The sequence below is a fragment of the Bacillus sp. ILBB4 genome, from assembly GCF_035064545.1.
GTDB lineage: Bacteria > Bacillota > Bacilli > Bacillales > Bacillaceae_H > Priestia.
In genome coordinates this window covers 1-20755 of sequence record NZ_JAIQVD010000001.1, presented here as the reverse complement: position 1 = coordinate 20755, position 20755 = coordinate 1, and the positions used below count along the sequence as shown (strand labels likewise).

Annotated in this window: 25 protein-coding genes and 1 pseudogene; 21 read left to right on the top strand and 5 right to left on the bottom strand. The window is 34.7% G+C overall.

The window, feature by feature from the left end; genetic code table 11:
- Nucleotides 1-54: 54 nt before the first annotated feature.
- On the bottom strand, nt 55-930 hold the full coding sequence (locus tag LAV82_RS00130; RefSeq protein WP_499715344.1) for a LysR family transcriptional regulator: 876 nt from the start codon (nt 928-930) through the stop codon (nt 55-57).
- A gap of 106 nt (nt 931-1036) precedes the next feature.
- On the opposite strand from LAV82_RS00130, the gene LAV82_RS00125 reads away from it, so the two are divergent.
- The 4 genes from LAV82_RS00125 (at nt 1037) to LAV82_RS00110 (ending at nt 3566) form a co-directional block, all read left to right on the top strand.
- Entirely contained in the window at nt 1037-1447 is a 411-nt protein-coding gene (locus LAV82_RS00125; protein ID WP_211077598.1) for a tautomerase family protein, read from the top strand.
- A gap of 1 nt (nt 1448) precedes the next feature.
- On the top strand, nt 1449-1760 hold the full coding sequence (locus LAV82_RS00120; protein WP_013058348.1) for a carboxymuconolactone decarboxylase family protein: 312 nt from the start codon (nt 1449-1451) through the stop codon (nt 1758-1760).
- 1189 nt (nt 1761-2949) lie between these two features.
- Nucleotides 2950-3162: a hypothetical protein gene (locus LAV82_RS00115; RefSeq protein ID WP_013058347.1), complete on the top strand. Its 213-nt coding sequence runs from the start codon at nt 2950-2952 to the stop codon at nt 3160-3162.
- Nucleotides 3163-3437: 275 nt separating this feature from the next.
- The gene (locus LAV82_RS00110; protein ID WP_499715341.1) at nt 3438-3566 is read left to right on the top strand and encodes a hypothetical protein; all 129 of its coding nucleotides are present in this window, start codon (nt 3438-3440) and stop codon (nt 3564-3566) included.
- A gap of 55 nt (nt 3567-3621) precedes the next feature.
- On the opposite strand, the gene LAV82_RS00105 is transcribed toward LAV82_RS00110, so the two are convergent.
- Nucleotides 3622-4257 (bottom strand): class I SAM-dependent methyltransferase, encoded by a 636-nt coding sequence (locus LAV82_RS00105; protein WP_499715339.1) that lies wholly within the window; start codon nt 4255-4257, stop codon nt 3622-3624.
- A 108-nt stretch (nt 4258-4365) separates the two neighbouring features.
- Here LAV82_RS00105 and yeiL point away from each other — a divergent pair, with 108 nt between their 5' ends.
- Entirely contained in the window at nt 4366-5028 is a 663-nt protein-coding gene (yeiL, locus tag LAV82_RS00100; protein ID WP_499715337.1) for a transcriptional regulator YeiL, read from the top strand.
- A 145-nt stretch (nt 5029-5173) separates the two neighbouring features.
- On the opposite strand, the gene LAV82_RS00095 is transcribed toward yeiL, so the two are convergent.
- Complete coding sequence (locus tag LAV82_RS00095) at nt 5174-5758, bottom strand: NAD(P)H-dependent oxidoreductase (RefSeq protein ID WP_013058344.1); 585 nt, start codon at nt 5756-5758, stop codon at nt 5174-5176.
- A 146-nt stretch (nt 5759-5904) separates the two neighbouring features.
- Here LAV82_RS00095 and LAV82_RS00090 point away from each other — a divergent pair, with 146 nt between their 5' ends.
- The 12 genes and pseudogenes from LAV82_RS00090 (at nt 5905) to LAV82_RS00035 (ending at nt 15017) form a co-directional block, all read left to right on the top strand.
- Nucleotides 5905-6249, top strand: a complete 345-nt coding sequence (locus tag LAV82_RS00090; protein WP_013058343.1) for a winged helix-turn-helix transcriptional regulator — start codon at nt 5905-5907, stop codon at nt 6247-6249.
- Nucleotides 6250-6433: 184 nt separating this feature from the next.
- Nucleotides 6434-6577 carry a hypothetical protein gene (locus LAV82_RS00085; protein ID WP_155660623.1) on the top strand — a complete coding sequence of 48 codons (144 nt, stop codon included), beginning with the start codon at nt 6434-6436 and terminating at the stop codon, nt 6575-6577.
- 204 nt (nt 6578-6781) lie between these two features.
- The gene (locus LAV82_RS00080) at nt 6782-7357 is read left to right on the top strand and encodes a TetR/AcrR family transcriptional regulator (protein WP_013058342.1); all 576 of its coding nucleotides are present in this window, start codon (nt 6782-6784) and stop codon (nt 7355-7357) included.
- A 110-nt stretch (nt 7358-7467) separates the two neighbouring features.
- A complete protein-coding gene (locus LAV82_RS00075; protein ID WP_499715334.1) occupies nt 7468-8316 on the top strand; it encodes an alpha/beta fold hydrolase in 849 nt (282 codons plus the stop codon).
- A 549-nt stretch (nt 8317-8865) separates the two neighbouring features.
- Nucleotides 8866-9879: an NADP-dependent oxidoreductase gene (locus LAV82_RS00070; protein WP_499715333.1), complete on the top strand. Its 1014-nt coding sequence runs from the start codon at nt 8866-8868 to the stop codon at nt 9877-9879.
- A gap of 27 nt (nt 9880-9906) precedes the next feature.
- Nucleotides 9907-10695 (top strand): SDR family oxidoreductase, encoded by a 789-nt coding sequence (locus tag LAV82_RS00065; protein ID WP_499715331.1) that lies wholly within the window; start codon nt 9907-9909, stop codon nt 10693-10695.
- A 760-nt stretch (nt 10696-11455) separates the two neighbouring features.
- Nucleotides 11456-11776, top strand: a complete 321-nt coding sequence (locus tag LAV82_RS00060; protein WP_028414817.1) for a PadR family transcriptional regulator — start codon at nt 11456-11458, stop codon at nt 11774-11776.
- Nucleotides 11777-11846: 70 nt separating this feature from the next.
- The gene (locus LAV82_RS00055) at nt 11847-12200 is read left to right on the top strand and encodes a DUF1048 domain-containing protein (RefSeq protein ID WP_013058327.1); all 354 of its coding nucleotides are present in this window, start codon (nt 11847-11849) and stop codon (nt 12198-12200) included.
- A gap of 204 nt (nt 12201-12404) precedes the next feature.
- Nucleotides 12405-13166, top strand: a complete 762-nt coding sequence (locus tag LAV82_RS00050; RefSeq protein ID WP_013058326.1) for an ABC transporter ATP-binding protein — start codon at nt 12405-12407, stop codon at nt 13164-13166.
- On the top strand, nt 13167-13916 hold the full coding sequence (locus LAV82_RS00045) for an ABC transporter permease (RefSeq protein ID WP_064471970.1): 750 nt from the start codon (nt 13167-13169) through the stop codon (nt 13914-13916).
- A gap of 334 nt (nt 13917-14250) precedes the next feature.
- Nucleotides 14251-14797, top strand: a pseudogene (locus LAV82_RS00040) (L,D-transpeptidase).
- 37 nt (nt 14798-14834) lie between these two features.
- Entirely contained in the window at nt 14835-15017 is a 183-nt protein-coding gene (locus LAV82_RS00035; protein WP_211077609.1) for a hypothetical protein, read from the top strand.
- Between the two features lie 21 nt (nt 15018-15038).
- Here the strand turns inward: LAV82_RS00035 and LAV82_RS00030 are convergent, their stop codons facing one another.
- Nucleotides 15039-15527 carry a CBO0543 family protein gene (locus tag LAV82_RS00030; RefSeq protein WP_013058315.1) on the bottom strand — a complete coding sequence of 163 codons (489 nt, stop codon included), beginning with the start codon at nt 15525-15527 and terminating at the stop codon, nt 15039-15041.
- Between the two features lie 862 nt (nt 15528-16389).
- On the opposite strand from LAV82_RS00030, the gene LAV82_RS00025 reads away from it, so the two are divergent.
- Genes LAV82_RS00025 through LAV82_RS00015 form a run of 3 tightly spaced genes read left to right on the top strand, consistent with a single transcriptional unit; the run spans nt 16390 to nt 18862 of the window.
- Nucleotides 16390-17115 (top strand): ABC transporter ATP-binding protein, encoded by a 726-nt coding sequence (locus LAV82_RS00025; RefSeq protein WP_057234473.1) that lies wholly within the window; start codon nt 16390-16392, stop codon nt 17113-17115.
- The gene (locus LAV82_RS00020) at nt 17112-18173 is read left to right on the top strand and encodes an ABC transporter permease (RefSeq protein WP_499715326.1); all 1062 of its coding nucleotides are present in this window, start codon (nt 17112-17114) and stop codon (nt 18171-18173) included. The genes LAV82_RS00025 and LAV82_RS00020 overlap by 4 nt, the downstream gene beginning before the upstream one ends.
- Before the next feature lie 32 nt (nt 18174-18205).
- Nucleotides 18206-18862 (top strand): TetR/AcrR family transcriptional regulator, encoded by a 657-nt coding sequence (locus LAV82_RS00015; RefSeq protein ID WP_057234478.1) that lies wholly within the window; start codon nt 18206-18208, stop codon nt 18860-18862.
- Nucleotides 18863-19455: 593 nt separating this feature from the next.
- On the opposite strand, the gene LAV82_RS00010 is transcribed toward LAV82_RS00015, so the two are convergent.
- Nucleotides 19456-20202: a polysaccharide deacetylase family protein gene (locus LAV82_RS00010; RefSeq protein WP_499715324.1), complete on the bottom strand. Its 747-nt coding sequence runs from the start codon at nt 20200-20202 to the stop codon at nt 19456-19458.
- Between the two features lie 317 nt (nt 20203-20519).
- Here LAV82_RS00010 and LAV82_RS00005 point away from each other — a divergent pair.
- Nucleotides 20520-20755, top strand: a 236-nt coding sequence (locus LAV82_RS00005; protein WP_499715322.1) for a DUF3231 family protein, incomplete at its 3' end; no start/stop codon positions are given.

Genomic DNA, 20755 nt, shown 5'->3' with positions numbered 1-20755 from the left:
TGGAAGCAAAGGGTTTTTGTATAAATGAATTCATTACGTTAAATAAGTTTCCGTCTACGATAATGAAGATTTAATTACCTCTATAACATTCTTTTTTGTCTGGCTTAAATAAGTTCTTTTTTCAGTAGAAATTAATAAGCCTATAGGCATTTGAGGGTCAAAGCCCTTTACTTCAAACGAGATATTACTTGGTTTCACACTAGTTCCTCTAGGGATAATTCCTACTGCATGTCCAAACATCATTTCTGGAATGAGATGCAGGGCACTGCAGCTGTAAACGGTTTTAAAGGCTAAACCATTCTCTGCCAAAAAATGATTGACGGATTGATAGTAATAACAGCTATTTTCTCCGATTAAAATGGGATAGTGGATAATATCGGCTATTTCAACTGTTTCCTGTTGCAGTAGTGGATGGTTAGACGTATTAACAATAAATTGAATTTGTTCTTTACCAAGCGGAGTAAAAGTCACGCCGGAAAGGTTCGTATTCTGTCCGCAAACAGCAAAGTCCAGTTTATCTTGACGTAATAGTTCTGATAAAAGTGCCGTGTTTTCAATAGTAAAATCGCAGTGTATGTAAGGTTTTCCCTCATTTAAATAGCTTAATATAGCTGGCATCAACCTTTGAGCAATCGATTCTGATAACCCTATTTTGATGGTTCCTTTTTCCTCTTTGCTTATACGCTGCGCTTGAGATATGGAATACTCCCAGTGCTTCAACAAGCTATCTACTTCTTCTACAAATAACGTACCTTCCTTTGTTAAGGTTGCTTCCCAGCCTCGTTCAAATAAGAGAAATCCAAGATCTTTTTCTAACTTTTTTATATGAGTGGTAACGGTAGACTGGGCATAGTTTAGTTTTTTTGCTGCAAGTGAAAACGTTCCTTCTGCCACAATTGTTTTAAACGTCGTTAATTCTTTAATTTCCACTTTCTAACCTCATCTCTATCGGTTTTTTCGATAATTACTAGACTTATTTTCAATTATACAAATGAAGAGTATGGAAGTACACTAAATATAGAAAGGAAGATGATCGATGCCATTTGTTAACGTTTATTATCCAGAACATCAATTAAACGATAAGGAACTAAAAGAAGTAAGCAGCAATATTCATCAGTCTTTAATCCAACACTTTCACATCCCAAAAGACGATTATTTTCAACTGTTTTTACCGTATCCATCTCAGCATTTTTTCTATGATTCACAGTATCTCTTAGAAAGGGGAGAAAAAAGAACAGATAACATGATTTATATCTCCATTACGTGCGGGCAAGGAAGAACGGTCGAGCAGAAAAAGAAGCTATACCAATCCATCGCAGAGGGACTTTCCACTCACTTGAATATTTCTACAAACAATATCTTTATTACATTAAACGAGACACCCCTTGAAAACTGGTCATTTGGGCAAGGAATCGCACAAATGATGAATCAAAAGGAGGAAAAATAGAATGAATAATCGCATTGAGTCTAAGCTGCTAGAAGAAATGAGAAATCTTGCTCCTGACTTTGTGAAATATGGAGAACATATCTTATTTGGGGAAGTGTGGAGAGATCCGACTTTAACACCAAAAGAAAGAAGTTTAAGTACACTTTCTGCTTTAATTAGTATTGGCAACACAGAACAAATGCCTTTTCATCTGCAGCTGGCAAAAAAGAATGGAGTGACTGAAAAAGAAATCATCGCATTAATAACCCATATGGCTTTTTACGTGGGATGGCCAAAAGCAGCTGCAGCACTGAATATTGTAGCGAAGCAATGACAGAAAAAGTGCAAGAATCATGTTTGAAAATAAGGTAGGGCGGTTAATTAGTGGCGGCACAGAAAGTGGAAAGACTACTTCCTATGATTTTTAGGTTTTTGTATTATTTAGGTTTTTATGTTAATTTATGGACATCCTTCTGTTAGTTTAGAAAGGAGTGGATTCATATCTTAAAAATAGCAATCGCTTCAATCATTGCAGGTGTTCTATTTAGCTTTTGTACAAAATCAGCAATGTATACAAGATGGTCAAAACGGCTTGCAAAGGCTAATGAAGATACTCATAGGCCCATTAACTTTGTTCTTCAGGGGGCTTTATTTGCCATTATTATGTTCATCATGTTTTTAATTGTAAAACCTTTTACATAGGAATAATGCTATAGCTGGAGTGATCAATTATTAATCTTTCATATTTAGGAATAGGTTTTGTAGCTATTTTTCTATCTACATTTTTATAGTGAAAATAGATAAAATTTATTTTGTTTTTTAGCAATCTACAGTGGCTTGATTACAAAATGCAAACAAAGGGGGAATAGAATTATTTAATGAGAATTTGCTGAAACGATTGGATGAATAAGGAAGATAGGTGGATCAAGCACTTACTACTTACTTCTTCTAGAAAAATTCATAGAAGGCCATATCAACAAAAATGGTGGGGATTCTCAAAATAAGAACATAAAAAAAGCTATTTCAATCGTATTGGCATCGGAGTGAAATAGCTTTTTCTACTTTACATTCAAGAGTTTGTTAGTTCATATGAACATCCTTACATGTGAAGTATATCACAAACTATTTTTGTTGTGAAGATGAAAATTAAAATTTGTATGACAAATTTTATTGCGTTGAGAGATTTTGAATGGGTTATTTAGCTTGACCCTTACGCAGAGGCTATTTTAGAACAGCTGAGCATCTCAATAAAAATCAATGTTACCTCTTAATACCTCAGAGAAACCTGCTTCTTTCAAAGGAGCCTTTTCAATTTCTATAGATAAAAAAATATTTTATCAGGTATATTGTTAGGAGAAGTTTTAAGTGGTAAGTTTGTGTTCACTGTATTTGATATAATAAGCATTTTTGGATGGCTACTCATGTACAGGACAGGAAATATAGATAACAGTAGCTCTGCCGATAAACAACCTTTTTAAAGAAAGACATCTTACCGATAAAAATTATAAAAAGGAGAGACGTAAATGAAATTTGATGTATCTGAATTAGTTGAAGCAAAACGTCAAATTGATTCAACTTTACACAAACTCAGACAGACAGTAAAAACGTTTGAAGCTAAAGAAAATGCTGATAGATATAAATCTCAAATTACCTTAGCTAAAAGAAGAATACAAGCATTCGAAATTTCGGTAGCTCTTATTGAAAGAGAAATAAAGGACTTTAATAACAAAAGCTAGGTATCAGCTTTTACAAAGTGCGTATTTGACGCTGCCATTTATTTTATGAATCACAAAACGTCGGAAAATGCTATATAGTAGTAAAAAACATGTTTTAATTCACCTTCAATATTCGCTCAGAGCGGGATATATATGAATGAACCTTATACAAAAAGAAACCTTGCCAATACTAAGGTTTCTTTTTAGTAAATATAAAATATGTTCTAGGAAATGTATGAACAAAGAATTTTCAGTTAATTACGATAAAATATGTAATGAGAAGGAGGCGATGAAGAATGGAACTAGCTTTTTCACTGACTAAGTTAGCTATGAGAGGACTGTTAAGTGTTATTTTTTACGTTCCAGAAGCTTTTTCTTTTGCAACAAGAAAAATCTCGGGAAATTCAAAGAAGGTGCCATCTTAAACAATCGAAAAAAGCCATCTCTTTTATCACAAGAGATGGCTTTTTTTATCTATATTTATCTTATTTTACCTACATAAACTAAACCATTAGAACGATTGCCGTTCATAGTAACATATTCTACTTTTTTATATTCTACTTCTTCAAATTGATTCGTCCACTCTTTTATGCGCTCTTCACTATGATGACGCAAGATGGCTCCATCAGCTAATTCAAACACTCCATAGGTATGATATTTAGCCAAACCTTTTTCGTAACGGTCTTTGTTTCTCTTATCATGATTGAGCAAAAAATCATTAATATATATGATGCCTCCTGGTTTCAGCACGCGTTTAATCTCGTTTAAAATAGCGTTCTGTTCCTCATCTTTATACACACATGTTAAAACTGCAAAAAGTAAAACAGCATCTAAAGAATAATTAGGAAAAGGGAGCTTCCCACTTTGAATAACTTGAAAATCAATTTCCGAGTCGTTTGACTTAGCTCTCTTAATCATCTCTTCCGAAAAATCTACACCATGTAAATTTTTATAACCGTAACCTCTTAGTTCAGATAAGGTTCTCCCATAACCACAACCATAATCCAATATGACAGCATCACGGTCAACATGTGTGAGAAATAATTCATGTTGAAAAGGCGTAGTAAATTCCTTTTTATTAGCTACTTCATTCCAATATTCGTCTTGTTTAATCATGTGTATGAGACAACTCCTTATTGATATATCAACTTTTATTGCATCATAGCATGTAAATGTATAAAATAATGTGAGATATCTCATATTTTTATAACAATAGGAGAAAAAATGAAATTTTTAAACGAGCCTATGCACAGTTACTATATCGAAAAGTATTCGATTCAATCACTTTTTTCCTTTCCGATTACTCCATTTATTCAAGTCTGCCAATTTGAACGTGGTGAGTTTATTTACAAGGAAGGTTCCTACCCTCAATATATTTATTATCTTGTTGAAGGTAAGGCAAAACTCTATGTTACACACGAAAATGGAAAAGTGTCTTTGATTAATTTTTTACAGGCTCCAACATTTATGGGGGAAGTAGAGCTATTAAATTCGCAACGATATTCTAAAGCTATACAAACTGTCACAAAAACCATTTGTTTGGCTATTCCGATTAATGCCTGTAAAAATAAGCTCTTAACAGATGTTACATTTCTCAGGCATTTATGCAGTTTTTTAAGTGAGAAAGCAACTAGAACTTCAGCAAAGTATACCCAAAATCAGGCATATCCGCTTGAGAACCGCCTCGCTACTTTTATAATGTTGTCGGCTGATGGTAACTTTTATAAAGAGAAACATACTGAAGTATGCGAGTACTTGGGCGTATCATATCGTCATCTGCTCCATGTACTAGCACAACTATGTAAAACAGATATTATTGAAAAGCAGTCACCAGGCTACATCATTCGAGACAGAGAACGTCTTGAAAAACTAGCGAAATTAAATTAAAGATACTCATAATAACCTTACATTTTTAGTTGCTATAATGGATGTTCTAGGAACCTAAAGAGCTAAATATTACAATTTTTAAAGCCCATTAAATAAAAGAGTGCCATCAAAAAATACTGCCTAATTAGGCAGTATTTTTATCTTTTTATGAGAAGTGACGATTAAAGGTATCTTCAACTTTATTTAACATACCTTTATATCCTTCTTCATCAAGGTATCCAATACTTCCAAACAGTAAGTGTTCTACAGTCTCAATTCCAGTGAAATCAAATATTCCAATGTCAGATGTTATTTTCAGACCAGCTGTCATTCCAATCTCATCGTAAACTTCATTAGGAGTACCATGAGTATTAATGATCAAGCCTTTTTTACCTTTCAAAAGCTTAATGATTCCTTCTTCACCAGGAGCATAAGCAAACCCGTATGCAAATACTCGATCTACATATCCTTTAAGAATGGCTGGAAGACCTGTCCACCAAATAGGATAAATAAATGTTATAGCGTCTGCTTCAGAGATAAATTCTTGTTCTGTTTTAATATCATTAGGAGTTTGTCCTGCTTTCATAGCTTCAGTATCTTCTGGTTTCAATACAGGTTGAAAATCCAATGCATATAAATCACGTACAACAACTTCGTGACCGTTTTTCTTTAATGTATTAACTGTTGTATCCAAGATTGCATGGTTTAAGCTTTCTGGATTTGGATGTGCATAAACAATAAGGTGTTTCATTTCAAATAACCTCCAAGTATTTATTTACTTTCATTTGATTATTAGGGGTAATCTAATATTATAGTCTTAGACGTTTTTTAAAAAGTAGTCATTTTTTTATAACATAGTCACAAAAATAGAACCATAAAGAAGGAGAGGTATTGATTATGGCACGAAGTTGGTTCACCCAACCTCCAGAAGAGCATAAAGAAGTTTGTCCAGTTACACAAACTCAAGACATAATTGCAGGAAAATGGAAAATTATCATTTTATGGCATTTAAGCACAAAAACCAGGAGATTTAATGAACTTCAAAGGCTGCTACCTAATATTTCAAAAGGAATCCTAACACGTCAGCTAAGAGAATTAGAAGAAGACCAAATGGTACACAGAGAAGTATATAAAGAAGTTCCTCCAAAAGTAGAATACTCTTTAACACCCTTAGGTAAAAGTTTCCTTCCTATCCTGCATAGTATGGGTGAATGGAGCAAAAAATATTTAAAGAGTAAATAAAATAATAATTACTTTAAAACATTGTCATAGATTTAAATATTTTATCCGTAAAAGTATACTTTTACGGACGATGTATTTGATTCTGTTTCAAAACGTTAAAGGAATAAAGTCAAGGGTTTCCTTTTAATTCTTCTTTCAGGTTCTTATACAACTAAAGGGGCAGTTTGATTGAGTAAGGGATCAGATGTTTTTTCTACTTGCTATTTCTTGTTTATTTGGTATGAGTGCATCTGTAGAAGAGTTTGATCCATTAATTGAAACAGTGGGAGAAGACAATCCTGAAGAAACTAAACGAATAGAAGAAATGTTTGGCGGTACCCCTAAGTGAAAGTTAATGGATAATATTGTGATATGTAGCAGATTTTTTAGAAATTATTGGTTAGTTATAATTCTTTACTAATCGTTCTAAATAAGGTATTATTTAATCATGGTTTGAAATTCATACGTTTATTTTAGAACGTTCATTCTATAATAGATTGTGACGTTTGTATTTGTTAGTATTAATTCATGGATTCTTTTAAGGAGAAATAAAATGGCTAGAAGTAAAGAGTTTGATGAAAAAGCAGTATTAAGAAAAGCAATGGAGCTTTTCTGGGAACAGGGTTATGAAAAAACATCCATGCAAGACTTGGTGGATCATATGGGAATACACCGCAGAAGTATATACGACACATTTGGTGACAAACGTTCATTGTTTTTAGCTTCCCTTAATCTCTATGAAGAGCTCATCGTCAATGAGATGGAAAGCATAATTATGAACACTTCATCTATTAAACAGACGATACGTGAGGTTTTTATTTTCATACTTAATGCCATTGAACAATACCCAAAAGGTTGCCTATCAGTAAATGCAGCCGTTGAATTATCTTTGTTGGACAAAGAAGTTGGATGCATAGTTACAAAAATGTTTAACCGTACTGAAGATATGTTTAATAACCTTATAAAACAGGGCCAAACTAGTGGAGAGCTATCAAAAGAAATCGATTCCCATAATACATCTCGTTTCTTACACAACAATTTGGTAGGGATAAGAGTACTAATAAAAACTAATTACAATAAAAAAGAATTAGAAGGCATCATTAATCTAGCACTTTCAGTGCTGGACTAGCTTTCTTTTTTTACCTTTTTTAGAACGGTCATTCTAAAAATATTATGAAACAAACCATCATAATGCATACTGATAAAATTTCTTTTTAATTTCTAAGGAGGAACACAAAAATGACAAACTTTAAAATACCAACAGAATCAGAATTTATTGAAGCAGATGGAATTCGTTACGCATATAGAAAATTTGGTACACAAAATGGTATACCAGTAGTATTTCTTGTTCATTTTAGAGGAACGATGGAAAACTGGGATCCAAACATGCTTGAACCTATTGCAAATACACGCCCGGTAATCTTATTTGACAATAAAGGGGTTGGTGAAACCGATGGGCAAACACCTACTACGATAGCTGAAATGGCACAGGATGCAGGAACATTTATTAAAGCACTAGGATTAACTCAAGTCGATATTCTTGGTTTTTCAATTGGCGGAATGGTTGCGCAAGAATTAGCGTTACAAGAAGGCAATTTGGTTAGACGAATCATCATGGCAGGTACTTCACCTGAATCTGGCATTAATCCAAATCCAGAGATTTTTGAAAGAATGAATCGTCACGGCGGCACAGAAGAAGATGGAATAAATGATTTTATGTTCTTTTTCTACGAGCAAACCGAAACAAGTAAATCTGCAGGAATGGCTTCACTCCAAAGAATTTTTAATCAGAAAAAAGTAAACAGTTCAGAACAAGTAAAAGAGGCACAATTACAAGCCATTGCAAAATGGGCTAAACAAAAATCTAATCATGATTATAAATGGTTACAAAATATCAAACACCCTGTACTTGTTACTAATGGGGGTAATGATGTGATGGTTCCGACTAAAAACAGTTATATCTTAGCAGAGAAATTACCCAAAGCACAGCTGATTATATATCCTGATTCTGGTCACGGCCATCTGTTCCAATTTCCAGAACTATTTGCAGAAAACGTAAATTCATTTCTTGATTCTAACTCTTACTAAAAAGGAGTATTCAGATGAGCAGATTGTTTGAAAAATCGTATACGAAAATTAGTTGGAATGGTTATTTATCCACATGAGAAACAGCCAAAAGGATGTTTAATAGTAAACACAGCAGTTGAATTATCGTTACTCAATCAAGAAGTAGATGAAAGCTACAATTTCAATTTAAGAGATCAAATCTATCCAATACTAGGCGTTTAATGCATCAACAAAGTTTAGATCTATATATAACTAAAAAACGAAAATAACCCGTTAAGGTTATAAACAGTTTCTTTACAGTATCGATTCAAAAAATTTAACCATTTAAGAATGAACGTTCTAAAAACACAGTGCCAAATGGATAAAAAAGATAATGTTGTAAGTATTTAAGGTTTAGGTGGTGGATTGATCCTAAAATAAGATTTCCTCCACCTAAACGATTGGAATAATATAAGATCTTTATAAAAAGAATTGTATTGAGGGCAAAAAAGTGAAGTGGACAGTGAAAATAATAAAAATAAGGTAAAGAAACTTAATAAATGCAACTCAACGGAAGGGTGCTGATAAAAGATGAAAACACTCATGAAAGCAGCTCAGATAACTAAGTACTCAAAAAATATCCATGCCCAAGTCAATGACATTCCAATCCCAGCAATCAATGACAATGAAGTCTTGGTAAAAGTCAAAGCTGCGGCGGTCAATCCGCTTGAAATGTTGATTATCACAGGTAGCGTAAAACTGATTCAGGATTATAAATTCCCATTAACGCTTGGTAATGAATTGACAGGAGTTATTGAAAAGGTTGGAAAAAACGTGACAGAATTTCAGGTAGGAGATGACATCTATACACGTCTCCCACTAGAAAAAATTGGTGCTTTTGCGGAATACGCCGCAATTGATGCTACCGCAATTGCACCAATGCCAAAAAACTTGTCCTATGTGGAAGCAGCAGCTGTACCATTGGCTGGACTCACAGCATATCAAGGTCTACATGAAGAACTTGAGGCACAGTTTGGTCAATCTGTTTTTATTCCAGGTGGATCGGGCAGCTTTGGTCAAATAGCTGTCCCAATAGCAAAGACAACGGGTCTAAATGTCATTGTTAGTGGAAACTCAGAAGCACGCAAACGCACGTTGGAAATGGGTGCAGACCAATATTTGGTTTATGCAACAGAAAACTATTTTGACTTGTTGTCGAATGTAGATTATGTAATTGATACACTGGGTCCTAAAGAATTTGACAATGAATTGAGTATCATCAAACCTGGCGGAAGATTACTCTCTCTTCGTACAGGACCAAATAAACGTTTCGGAAAAGACAGAGATTTTCCATTTTGGAAACAAAAGCTGTTTTCCATTGCAGGCGCAAAGTATGACCACAAAGCCAAGAAACACGGCGTGGAATACCATTTTATCTTCGTTCGTTCTGACGGCGCACAACTCAAAGAGATTACCAAAATCATTGAAGAGAACAACATTGTTCCACTAATTCATCCAACACTATTTACCATAGACAATGTAAATGAAGCGCTAGAACTCGTCGCAAATGGACGGCCAAAAGGGAAAGTAATTATTAATTTTTAGGACTATACAGGAGGGGAAAACAACAATATGAAATTGGCAAATCGAACTATTTTAGTGACGGGCGGAACATCGGGTATAGGCTTGGCATTCGCGAAAAAGTTTCTTGAAATGGGGAACACGGTAATTGTCACTAGTCGATCCAAGCAAAACATTGACCAAGCAATCAAAGAAAACCCTAATTTAATCGGCATTGCTGCGGATGTCAGTCAAGTGAAGTCGGTTGACCAGTTGGTGCATCAAATCAAACAACAGTATTCAAAACTAGACGTTCTGTTTAACTCAGCTGGTATTATGCGCTACTATGATTTATTTGCTGAAGAAGTCACAGGGGGACAACTAACCGCAGAAATTGAGACGAACTTAAACGGCACAATCTATGTGACAAAAGCATTCCTTCCTCTTCTTGCTAAACAAGAAGAAGCCATGATTGTGAATGTCAGCTCCGTACTAGCAAATATTTCGGTTGCAAGTAGTCCAATTTATTCTGCAACAAAAGCTGGAATACACATGTACACAGATGCGCTACGTGAACAAATTCGAGCCAAAAATGAGAGGATTCATGTCATGGAACTCTGCCCCCCACTCATTTCTGGAACGAATTTAGAGGATAAAATGTCACATGACAAGTCAACCAAATTCATTGATTTGCCATTGGGCAGGCTTGTTGATGCTGGTATCAAAGGCATGGAAAAAAATAAAATTCGCTTGAATCCAGGTTTCAGTAAAATCATGCGTTTTATGAGCAAGATTGCACCAGATTTTGTGACTCATCAATGGGGCAAAACAATGATGAAAAGAATGAATAACGAGAATTAGTGTGGATAACAATTGCAAATAATACCGCTGTGTTTATTTTATCCTATATCTTCTTCAATAGTAGACAAATCGTAATATCATCTGTTGAGGTATTTAGAATATAAAGGTTTATGATATGTGAAACGAGATTAAAAATTATTATGCGCTATTTGTTATTATAGCCAACCTATACGGTTTTTTTATTGGACATTATACTGAACTTGTAAGACCAATTAAAAACGAGCTTTTAAATATCCCTATATTCCCCTCTTTTATTATTTGTTGCTCATCAATTTAATAAATGGTTTCAAAAGGAGTAGTCAATGTGAATTCTCCTCATAACTCAGTTTTAAAAAGATATTTAAAATTTATTTTCTATTTTAGTTTTGTGTTCTTCTTATACTTCTACTTCACATACAGTTTTCAACACTACTTGACTAAATATTTGTTTCTTAACTGTTTACTGACAGGGATCTCTTTTTTAATTCGAAATTCAAGGGGTTATACGGAAAAACTGTAAAAGTATCTGTAAAGGAAAAAACTTATTAAAAGGACTTATGGATTCTTTTAATAAGTTTTTTGGGTCTTAGTATTATCCCTGAATATATCTATACATTTGAAAATATTTTAAAAAATAGTTGAAATGCCCGGTACTAAGTATTACAATCTACATATACTAAGTATTACTTAATAGCTTAATTTTTAAAAGTATTAAGTAAAAATTGGCTTGGTACTAAGTAATACAGAATATAAGTCAAACGATATAGAGGAGGTTCTGAAGATCGAAAATTTAACTGAAATGCTGAAAGGTTCGCTAGAAGGCTGTGTGTTAGAAATTATCAGCCGCCATGAAACCTATGGCTATGAAATTACACGCCGTCTGAACGAGCTTGGATTTATCGAGGTCGTGGAAGGAACGGTCTACACTATTCTCGTAAGATTAGAAAAGAAAAAACTTGTGAATATAGAAAAAAAACCATCAGATATGGGCCCACCCCGCAAATTTTATTCGCTTAATGAGGCGGGCTACAAGGAGCTTGAGCTGTTTTGGAAGAGGTGGGATTTTGTATCATCAAAAATCAACGTCTTGAAGTCAAACTAGCTTCATAAGATAGACCGTCGGATAGTTTTAAAGCATCTTATGAAGTTTTATAAAAAGGAGGAAAAATGACATGCTGGAAATATTCAAAAAAATGATTGGTGATAAAAAAGAGTATAAAATGATGATGGCACGGGTTGAAGCCTTGCCAGAGGACTATCAGTTTGTATTTAAAAAAATTCAAAACTACATGTGGAATTTTTCATCGGGCAACGGAATGGATATGCTACACATGCAGTATGAATTAATTGATTTATTCGAAGCAGGTGCTGCAGAAGGTAGACAGGTGCTCGAAATTACTGGAGACGATGTGGCTTCCTTTGCTGACGAATTAGTGGCAAATGCTAAAACTTATATGGTTAAGTATCGTGAAGATTTGAATCAGAGTATTAAGGAACGATTAGGAAAAAATAAATTTAATCAATAACATCGACTGAATAGCTAGTTGCAAGTATAGATTGTTGCTTTTGCTATTCAGTCATTTTTTAAACTTAGTACTAAGTAATACAGAATATAAGTCAGACTGAATAGTGAGGTATTAAAAATTTAGCTCTACGAGACGCTCAGCTTAGTTAAATCATGACAGTTCTAGCAAGCCAGCTTGTGAAGCTTTTAAAAGGAGGAAAAACGTATGAGAAATACAGTGATTTTTGTAAAAGAGTTAAAAAAGACCTTTAAAGACAAAGAAGTATTAAAAGGGGTGAACGTTGAGGTGCAGCGCGGTGAAATTTTTGCACTGCTGGGCTCAAATGGAGCAGGGAAGACGACGACAGTTAACATTCTTTCAACACTGATGAAGGCTGATAGCGGCGAAGTAAGTATTTGCGGATTTGACGTCCAACGTCAACCGGCTGATGTCCGCCAGAACATCAGCCTAACGGGGCAGTTCGCAGCTTTAGACGGCATGCTCACTGGGAAGGAAAACCTGATAATGATCGCCAAATTGCGAGGGGTATCTAATCCTAATGAAGTAGCTGACAATCTCCTTGCAAGATTCAGCTTGACCGATGCAGCCAATCGCCGGGCGGATCAATATTCCGGTGGAATGAAGCGCCGTCTTGATATAGCTATGAGTCTGATTGGCGCCCCAGCCGTTATTTTTCTCGACGAACCGACGACCGGACTTGATCCGGAAGCCCGGATTGAAGTCTGGAACACCGTCAAAGAGCTTGCTGGCGGTGGTACGACCATCTTGCTCACGACTCAGTATCTGGAGGAAGCTGAACAACTGGCAGATCGGATAGCCATCCTACATGGCGGAAAAATCATCAAAACCGGTACCCTTACCGAACTTAAAGAGATGTTCCCCCCAGCAAAAGTGGAATACATTGAAAAACAGCCAACATTGGAGGAAATCTTCCTCGCGATCATCGGTAAAAAGGAGGAAATGTAAATGAAAAACAAAACAGGTGTATTACTAGGACGTTTGATGCGCACTATTATGCGCAGCCCGGATACAATTATTACGGTGGCGATTACGCCGATTATGATGATGCTACTGTTTGTCTACGTATTTGGGGGTGCCATAAATACAGGAACAGCCAATTACGTCAATTATTTATTACCAGGAATCTTGCTGATGGCTATCGCATCCGGCGTCGCTTACACTTCCGTGCGGCTATTTAATGATGTAAAAAGTGGACTGATGGCCCGTTTTATTACTATGCCTATTAAACGGTCTTCGGTATTATGGGCTCACGTGTTGACATCTTTTGTTTCCAATGCGCTTACTGTCGTAATAGTTATCCTCATCGCGCTCTTGATGGGTTTCCGCTCCAGCGCTGATATCCTAGATTGGTTCGCGGTAGCCGGGATACTCGGGCTGTTTACGCTAGCCCTGACATGGTTGGCCATTATTCCAGGACTGACAGCGAAATCTATGGAAGGAGCCACAGGCTACTCGTACCCACTAATCTTCCTACCTTTTATTAGTTCTGCCTTTGTTCCCACTGAAACGATGCCTAAAGCTGTTCGTGCATTCGCTGAAAACCAGCCCGTGACTTCAATCGTGAATACAATTCGTGCACTCTTGTATGAAGGATCAGTTGGCAACGATATCTGGAGTGCCCTTGCCTGGTGCCTAGGTATCATGGTCATCGCTTACTTTTTCGCTAGTAAAGAATTCAAACGCAAATTAGGGTGAATTTTATAAACTGAGCAAGCTATCCAAGGTATATGGAATCATCGAAATTTTAATGTAAAGTATTGATAGCATTGTTCCCATCGAGGAGAAATCAATCAGCAATGAAAAGACCTCTCTTATATGAGTGGTCTTTTTTATGTGTATTTTAAAACGCTGAAATTTGCAAGTTATACGCAAAATAAAAGTTAATTTCGTCAGGGAGTGTTTCTCAGCATGTTAAAATCGTCGATTTATTAGGTTTTTATTTATAAATGATTTTGACAAAAATGCATCTTTCTAATTGGGAGGTGCTTTTTTCGTTCCCTATAAAAATATAAAAAAGAGGAGAGTTTTTATGAAGAACATTTTTATGAAATTAATGACCGTTCTTACATTATTAATGGTCGCATTATGTGGAGTGAATCAGGGGAAAACAGAAGCAGCAAGTAAACCAGCAAATCAAGATTTAATCATATAACAAGCTTGCGTATTTTGATAATGGTTATATTGAAATCGTTGATCCAGTAGCAACGGGGAAAACATGGGTCAAAACACCTGTTGGCTTTTTTAAAGTGGTGAACAAGATTAAAAACCGCCCTTACTATACAGGGCATATTCCTGCGGGCAATCCTCGCAATCCATTAGGAAAACGTTGGTTAGGGATAAATGCAAACGGTACGTATGGTGATACGTATGGCATTCACGGCAATAACAATGAAAGCAGCATTGGAAAATACGTGAGTCAAGGTTGCGTGAGAATGCATAATGCAGACATCGAAAAGCTTTATGATAAAGTTCAAGTTGGAACACCGGTTGCGATTACGTATTCCTATAAGAGCTTCGTTGATCTTACAAGCGTATATGGATATAAATTCAAAGGCTACAAGATGAAAAACAATTAATATCTGAACAGCATTCCCAAGTTCTTCTCATGCTCATGTGAGTGAAGTATCTATTTGGGGTAACTTAACAGGATGGGAAAATGAAGGTCTGTTCGGTGCATTAACTGGTTGGGAAACATCCGGTAATCCATTCGAGACTGAACAATTAGATTTGTTCATCTTTGAAGAAGCAGAACCAGTTGAGTTTCCATCTATAAAACAAGAGGGAGACACAAGATGATTTTTTTAGTAGGAGCATAGGTTAACCCTCTTGTTTCTTTTGTATAATGTTAATAATTGCAATTACTAAACGACTAAATAAAGCTCTTACATTAAGGCTAATAAGGCTGTAATACCATTTCCATCCTTTTTGCCACTTAATTAGTTTCGTATATTTTTCTGCCCATAACTCAACTAAAAATAGTGAACTGATGGTAAGTACAATTTTATATACAATTTTAAAAGGATTATCATTTTTTGTTAAATGATAAAGCCATAAAGAAACAGTTGGTAAACATAAGAAATCAAATAAAACATTCGATTTAAACTCTTTAGGTATAAAGCGTATAGGGTATTGAAGTATTCGACGGTTAACTAGAAACCTGTCAACGATAGCATTTGTATATCCATTCATAAACAAGACCAACAGTGAGTCTTTGACAGGGGTTTTCTTTAAAACGAAGGGTAAGCTACCTAAAAATATGACGGTTATACACTTTAGAAATCGTCTTTCTAATTTTTTACTTTTCATATAGTTTCATCTCCTTTCTTAGTCGTAAAATTAGTATTAGCTGTTCTATGATTTACGATGCAACAGTTTTTCCTTTGTCATGCAAATGTAACAAAATAAACCATGACAATTTTTATCAAATGGTTACATTCGTTCGGTATCAAAAAACTGAATGGGAGTGTTGTCCATTGAAGAAAAAGCTAGTACCTATCATAATGGCTTTGGGAGTTTTTATCCCAAATCAGGCATTTGCTGCAACGGGAGATAGCATTATTAAGACAGGCTAATTCCTTCCTTTATGTATTTATTGTTTCATACCTTATCTTTTCGTAAATATTTAGAATATGCAATAACATTTATACTAACTTAAAAATTCTTTAATTCATTTAAGTAATCTTTAATTCATTTAAGTAAATGGTTAATTATTTTTGTTATAGATACTTTAGTATTTATATCTGTTGTCGAAAAAATCATATTTGTCGTCATTTTAGAGTAAATGATAAAACTATATTTTTTATAGTAAAGTTTATACATTTACTGTTTTAAGTGAAAAGCGTTTATATTTTATTTTTAATTAGATTTATCTTATTAAAAACATATTAATGTCAAATAATTATACACTTTTTGTTTAGTAAACATGAATATATAAATTTCTTAAAAGAAAAGTAGAAGATAGAGTGGTATATGGTAAGAAGTAAACCCAACAATTTTTCCGCATAATTTCTTTTATTTGAATTCATATACTTTTAGGTCTAAGTAGATTCTTAGATTAAATTTTTATGGATTTAAAGTGACCACTCACTTTTTATTGACATCAGAAATTCTAGATTCCATAATAAAGAGTGAGTGATTACTCACTAAAATAGATATGGAGGTTAGGATTATGAATGCCAGCGTGACAATTCAAAATGTAAGCAAAAGTTTCGGAAAAAAAACAGTATTAAATAATATTAGCTTGAATATCGATACAGGCAAGATCTATGGGTTTATTGGACCTTCCGGAGCAGGGAAAACCACATTAGTGAAAATGATCGTAGGCATGGATAATCCTGATACTGGAGAAATTAATGTACTAGGCAAAAAGATGCCTCACTTGGAGTTGCTTCATAACATTGGTTATATGGCACAATCAGATGCTTTGTATTTAGAATTAACCGGTAGAGAAAACCTTAAATTTTTTGCTTCCCTTTATAAATTGAGTAAGGCTGAACGAAAAGAGCGAATTGAGTATGCAGCCAATTTGGTTAATTTAACGGAGGATCTTAACAAAAGAGTCTCTGCCTATTCGGGTGGTATGAAGAGAAGGTTATCTCTAGCCATAGCTCTCATTCAAAATCCAAAAATCCTGATTCTTGATGAACCAACGGTAGGGATTGATCCTGAATTAAGATTTAGTATTTGGAACGAGCTGCTACGCTTAAAAAATGAAGATGGTAAAACAATTCTTGTTACGACGCATGTTATGGATGAGGCAGAAAGATGCGATGTGGTAGCTATGGTTCGAGATGGAAAGATCTTAGCGAGTGGTACACCTAAAGAATTGAAAGACCTATATCAGGCAGATAATTTTGATCAAGTATTTCTAAATGCGGGGAGGGAAAAGGCATGAGAACGTTGGCTCTAATCAAAAGAATTATGCTTGAAATGCTGCGAGATAAGCGCACATTGGCTTTATTATTTCTTGCTCCATTATTAGTTCTAACAATCATGTACTTTTTCTTTAATGGTGACACGGTTCAGCCTAAACTGGGCATTATAAATATTGATAAAAGATTTGTCAAAATGTTGGATAAAGCCGATATTGATATCAAACGTTATAATACCGCAGAACAACCAAAACAAATCGTGTTGAATGAGCATCTTGATGGTCTGCTTCAAAAAGAAGAGGACAAATATATTTTAACCTTACAAAACAGTGATCCTTCATCAGCCAAAGTTTTACAAATGAAAGTCAAACAAGCTATATCAGCTCAAGCACAGCAGCAATTACTTAAGCATATACCTGTGCAAGTTCAAACAGCAAAACAAAATGTAGAGACAAAATATGTTTATGGAAACAGCAATACCGCATTTTTTGATGTGCTAAGTCCGATATTAGTTGGTTTCTTTGTATTCTTTTTTGTATTTTTGATTTCAGGGATCGGATTATTAAAAGAGCGCACCTCAGGAACTTTGGATCGTTTAATGGCAACACCACTCCGTAGATGGGAGATCGTTACCGCCTATTTAGTTGGTTTTGGAATCTTTGCTATCATTCAAACAATTATTATTGTTCTCTATTCAGTAAACGTTTTGGATATGGTAGTTATCGGTTCCATTTGGAATGTTATACTCATTAACTTACTATTGGCATTGGTGGCTTTATCTTTGGGAACCTTACTATCTACCTTTGCTGCATCAGAATTTCAAATGGTTCAGTTCATTCCAATAGTAGCTATTCCACAAGTATTTTTCGCTGGAATTTTTCCACTTGAAGGTATGGCCGATTGGCTTCAGACACTTGCCAAAGTAATGCCGATTTATTATGGCGCTGATGCGTTAAAAGGTGTTATGTATAAAGGGCTTACATTGATTGATATTGGAAATGCCCTACTTGCATTAAGCATTTTTGCGATTGTTTTTATTATTCTTAACATACTAGCTTTGAAACGATACCGTAAGTTATAATAAATTCTTTAACGTAAAGGAGGTGTCTGGCGTTGTCGAAATACAACTTATTAGAAGCCATAATGGAGCAATCAAAGTCCCCAAAAAAACAAACCAACAAAAGGCAAAAAATCATGGAGACGGCCATTACCTTGTTTGCTGAGAAGGGCTATTCAAACACCCCGACAAGTGAAATTGCAAAAGCTGCAGGTGTAGCCGAGGGCACTATTTTCCGTCATTTTAGTACGAAAGATAACCTATTAATTAACGTAATCGTATCATTTTTAAAGGAATCGATCCCTTTAATGGCAGAGGAGCTTTTCGAAGATATTATATCTCGGAACGTATTATCTTTTGAAGACTTTTTACGAGAGCTCATCAAAAACCGAATGGAGTTTATCAAAGAAAATAAAGAGATTTTTCAAATTATTATTAAGGAACTTCTATATAATGAAGACATTCGAAAAGAAATGATTCCTTATTTTGTTGAAAATGTAGGATCGCGTCTCATGCATTTGATTCAGTCTTACCAAGAACGTGGCGAATTGATTGATATTCCATCCAAAGACATTCAAAAGATGATTTTTGTTTCTATCGGAGGCTTTTTTGTCACCAAATTTGTGTTGATGCCAAATGATGAGGGTGATGAAGAAGCAGAAATCGGAAATATTGTAGGATTTATAATGGATGGAATAAGGGGGAACAATTGAGACAGAGTTGAATAGGTCATCCTAAAACTGTTGCATGAATTCATGCTTTTACTTTAATTAGAGGTCTGTAACCTTCTTAACCACTAGATTTTACACTAGAGCTCTCTCTAACGTACAAACCAGCATATGAACAAAAAGAAGTAGACTATTCTTTGGATAATCTGCTTCTTTTTAATTTTATTATTTATAAAAATAGATGTTCCTTTTTATACAAAGGGAAGTCAAAATAAAAAGAAACCTATTCCTGCATGGAGGAATAGGTTCGATGAAGTAAGATGATATAGGTGTATTTAACCATCTAAAATCAAATGCATTTCTATTATAGTCTAAATTGGAAAATAAAGCACTTACATTTTATGAAAGTTACAAAAAAATCCGTAACCACGAAGGGTAACGGACTCGTTGGAAGTTGATTTTAAGAACCAATATGCACTTCTTAGTTTACCATAATATCTAATATAATGAAGGCGATTACAATAATATGCAATACAAAAAAGTATGCACCAGGTAAGAAATTCTCTGGGTAAGGTTTTTTATTAGATAGCTTACGCATATGACAAAATGTACAGTAAGGTCTATTATTTTTCGAACATCTAAAAACGTTTATTTTCATGAGCTTTTAGTAGCTCCGAAACTGTCACACATTCATACCCTTTTTCTTTTAAGACAGGCAAGATACGTTTGAGAGCTAAAATGGTCTGACTTTTTCCATGTACATGGTCGTGCAAAAGAATGATATCCCCATTTTCTATATCATTTAATACTTTTTGAACAATATATTCCACACCGGGTCGATCCCAGTCACGCGTATCATGCTTTTGAGACCATAACACAACCCGCAAGTTTGAGCGTCCTACCACGTCCACTAACTTTTTGTCATAAAACCCTTGAACAGGTCTAAATAATGAGGGATTATACCCACTTATATTGGAAATAGTGTTCTGAGTTAATTCGATTTCTTTGATTAGTTGTTTCTCAGAAACATTTCCAGTCCAAATCAAATGATGAAATGTATGATTTCCAACTTCATGACCTTCTCGTATCTCTCTTTCAACAATGGATGCATGACGTTCTACACGAGACCCTACAACGAAGAAGGTCGCTTTTGCATTATATTCTTTCAAAATGTCTAAGATTTGTACTGTTTCATCCGATGTTGGTCCATCATCAAACGTAAGAGCTATTTTCTTTTTTTCGATAGGAATAGAATGAATTACACGATCTTGAGGTAGAGGGATAGAAAATAATGGTTTCATCAATGAATAGGCTCCAACCATTTTTTCACTCATCATGAACACGGTAAATAAAGATAACCCAACCAGCAAAATAATCCTTCTCATAAGCATCTCCTTCTTTAAAACGTTATGCGTTAAGATAACCTATAGAGTGATTTTTATGTATAAGTTAACTATCATTTGCTATGAAGGTGCCAAGAGAAGAGCATCGGTTTTTCCTCGTTTGTTGTTAGAAGGTAATCGCCATGAAGCATCAATCGCTTTAAAGTCTCTATTCTTTTAGCCGAAAAACTGTATACGCTATACAAACTTAGTTACCATAATGCCTCTTTATCGGAAATTACATGCTGAAAACCTTTTTTTGTTAAGAAAAAATTCATATCTATTAACAAGTTAGTAAATATTATCCAAGAGGTGATAATGTGGATAAGAATAAGTTAAAACTCACATCTTCTGAAATAGGGACACTATGGGGAGAGTATGTAAACGGAACAATGACGGATGTAGTAAATCGATATATGTTCTCTATTATTGAGGATGAGTCAATAAAGACCATTTTTGAAGATGCTATCAAGACCTTCGCAAAACAAAAAAAACAAATTGTAGCTTTTATAGAAAACGAAGGGTTTCCAGTTCCAATTGGATTTACTGAGTCTGA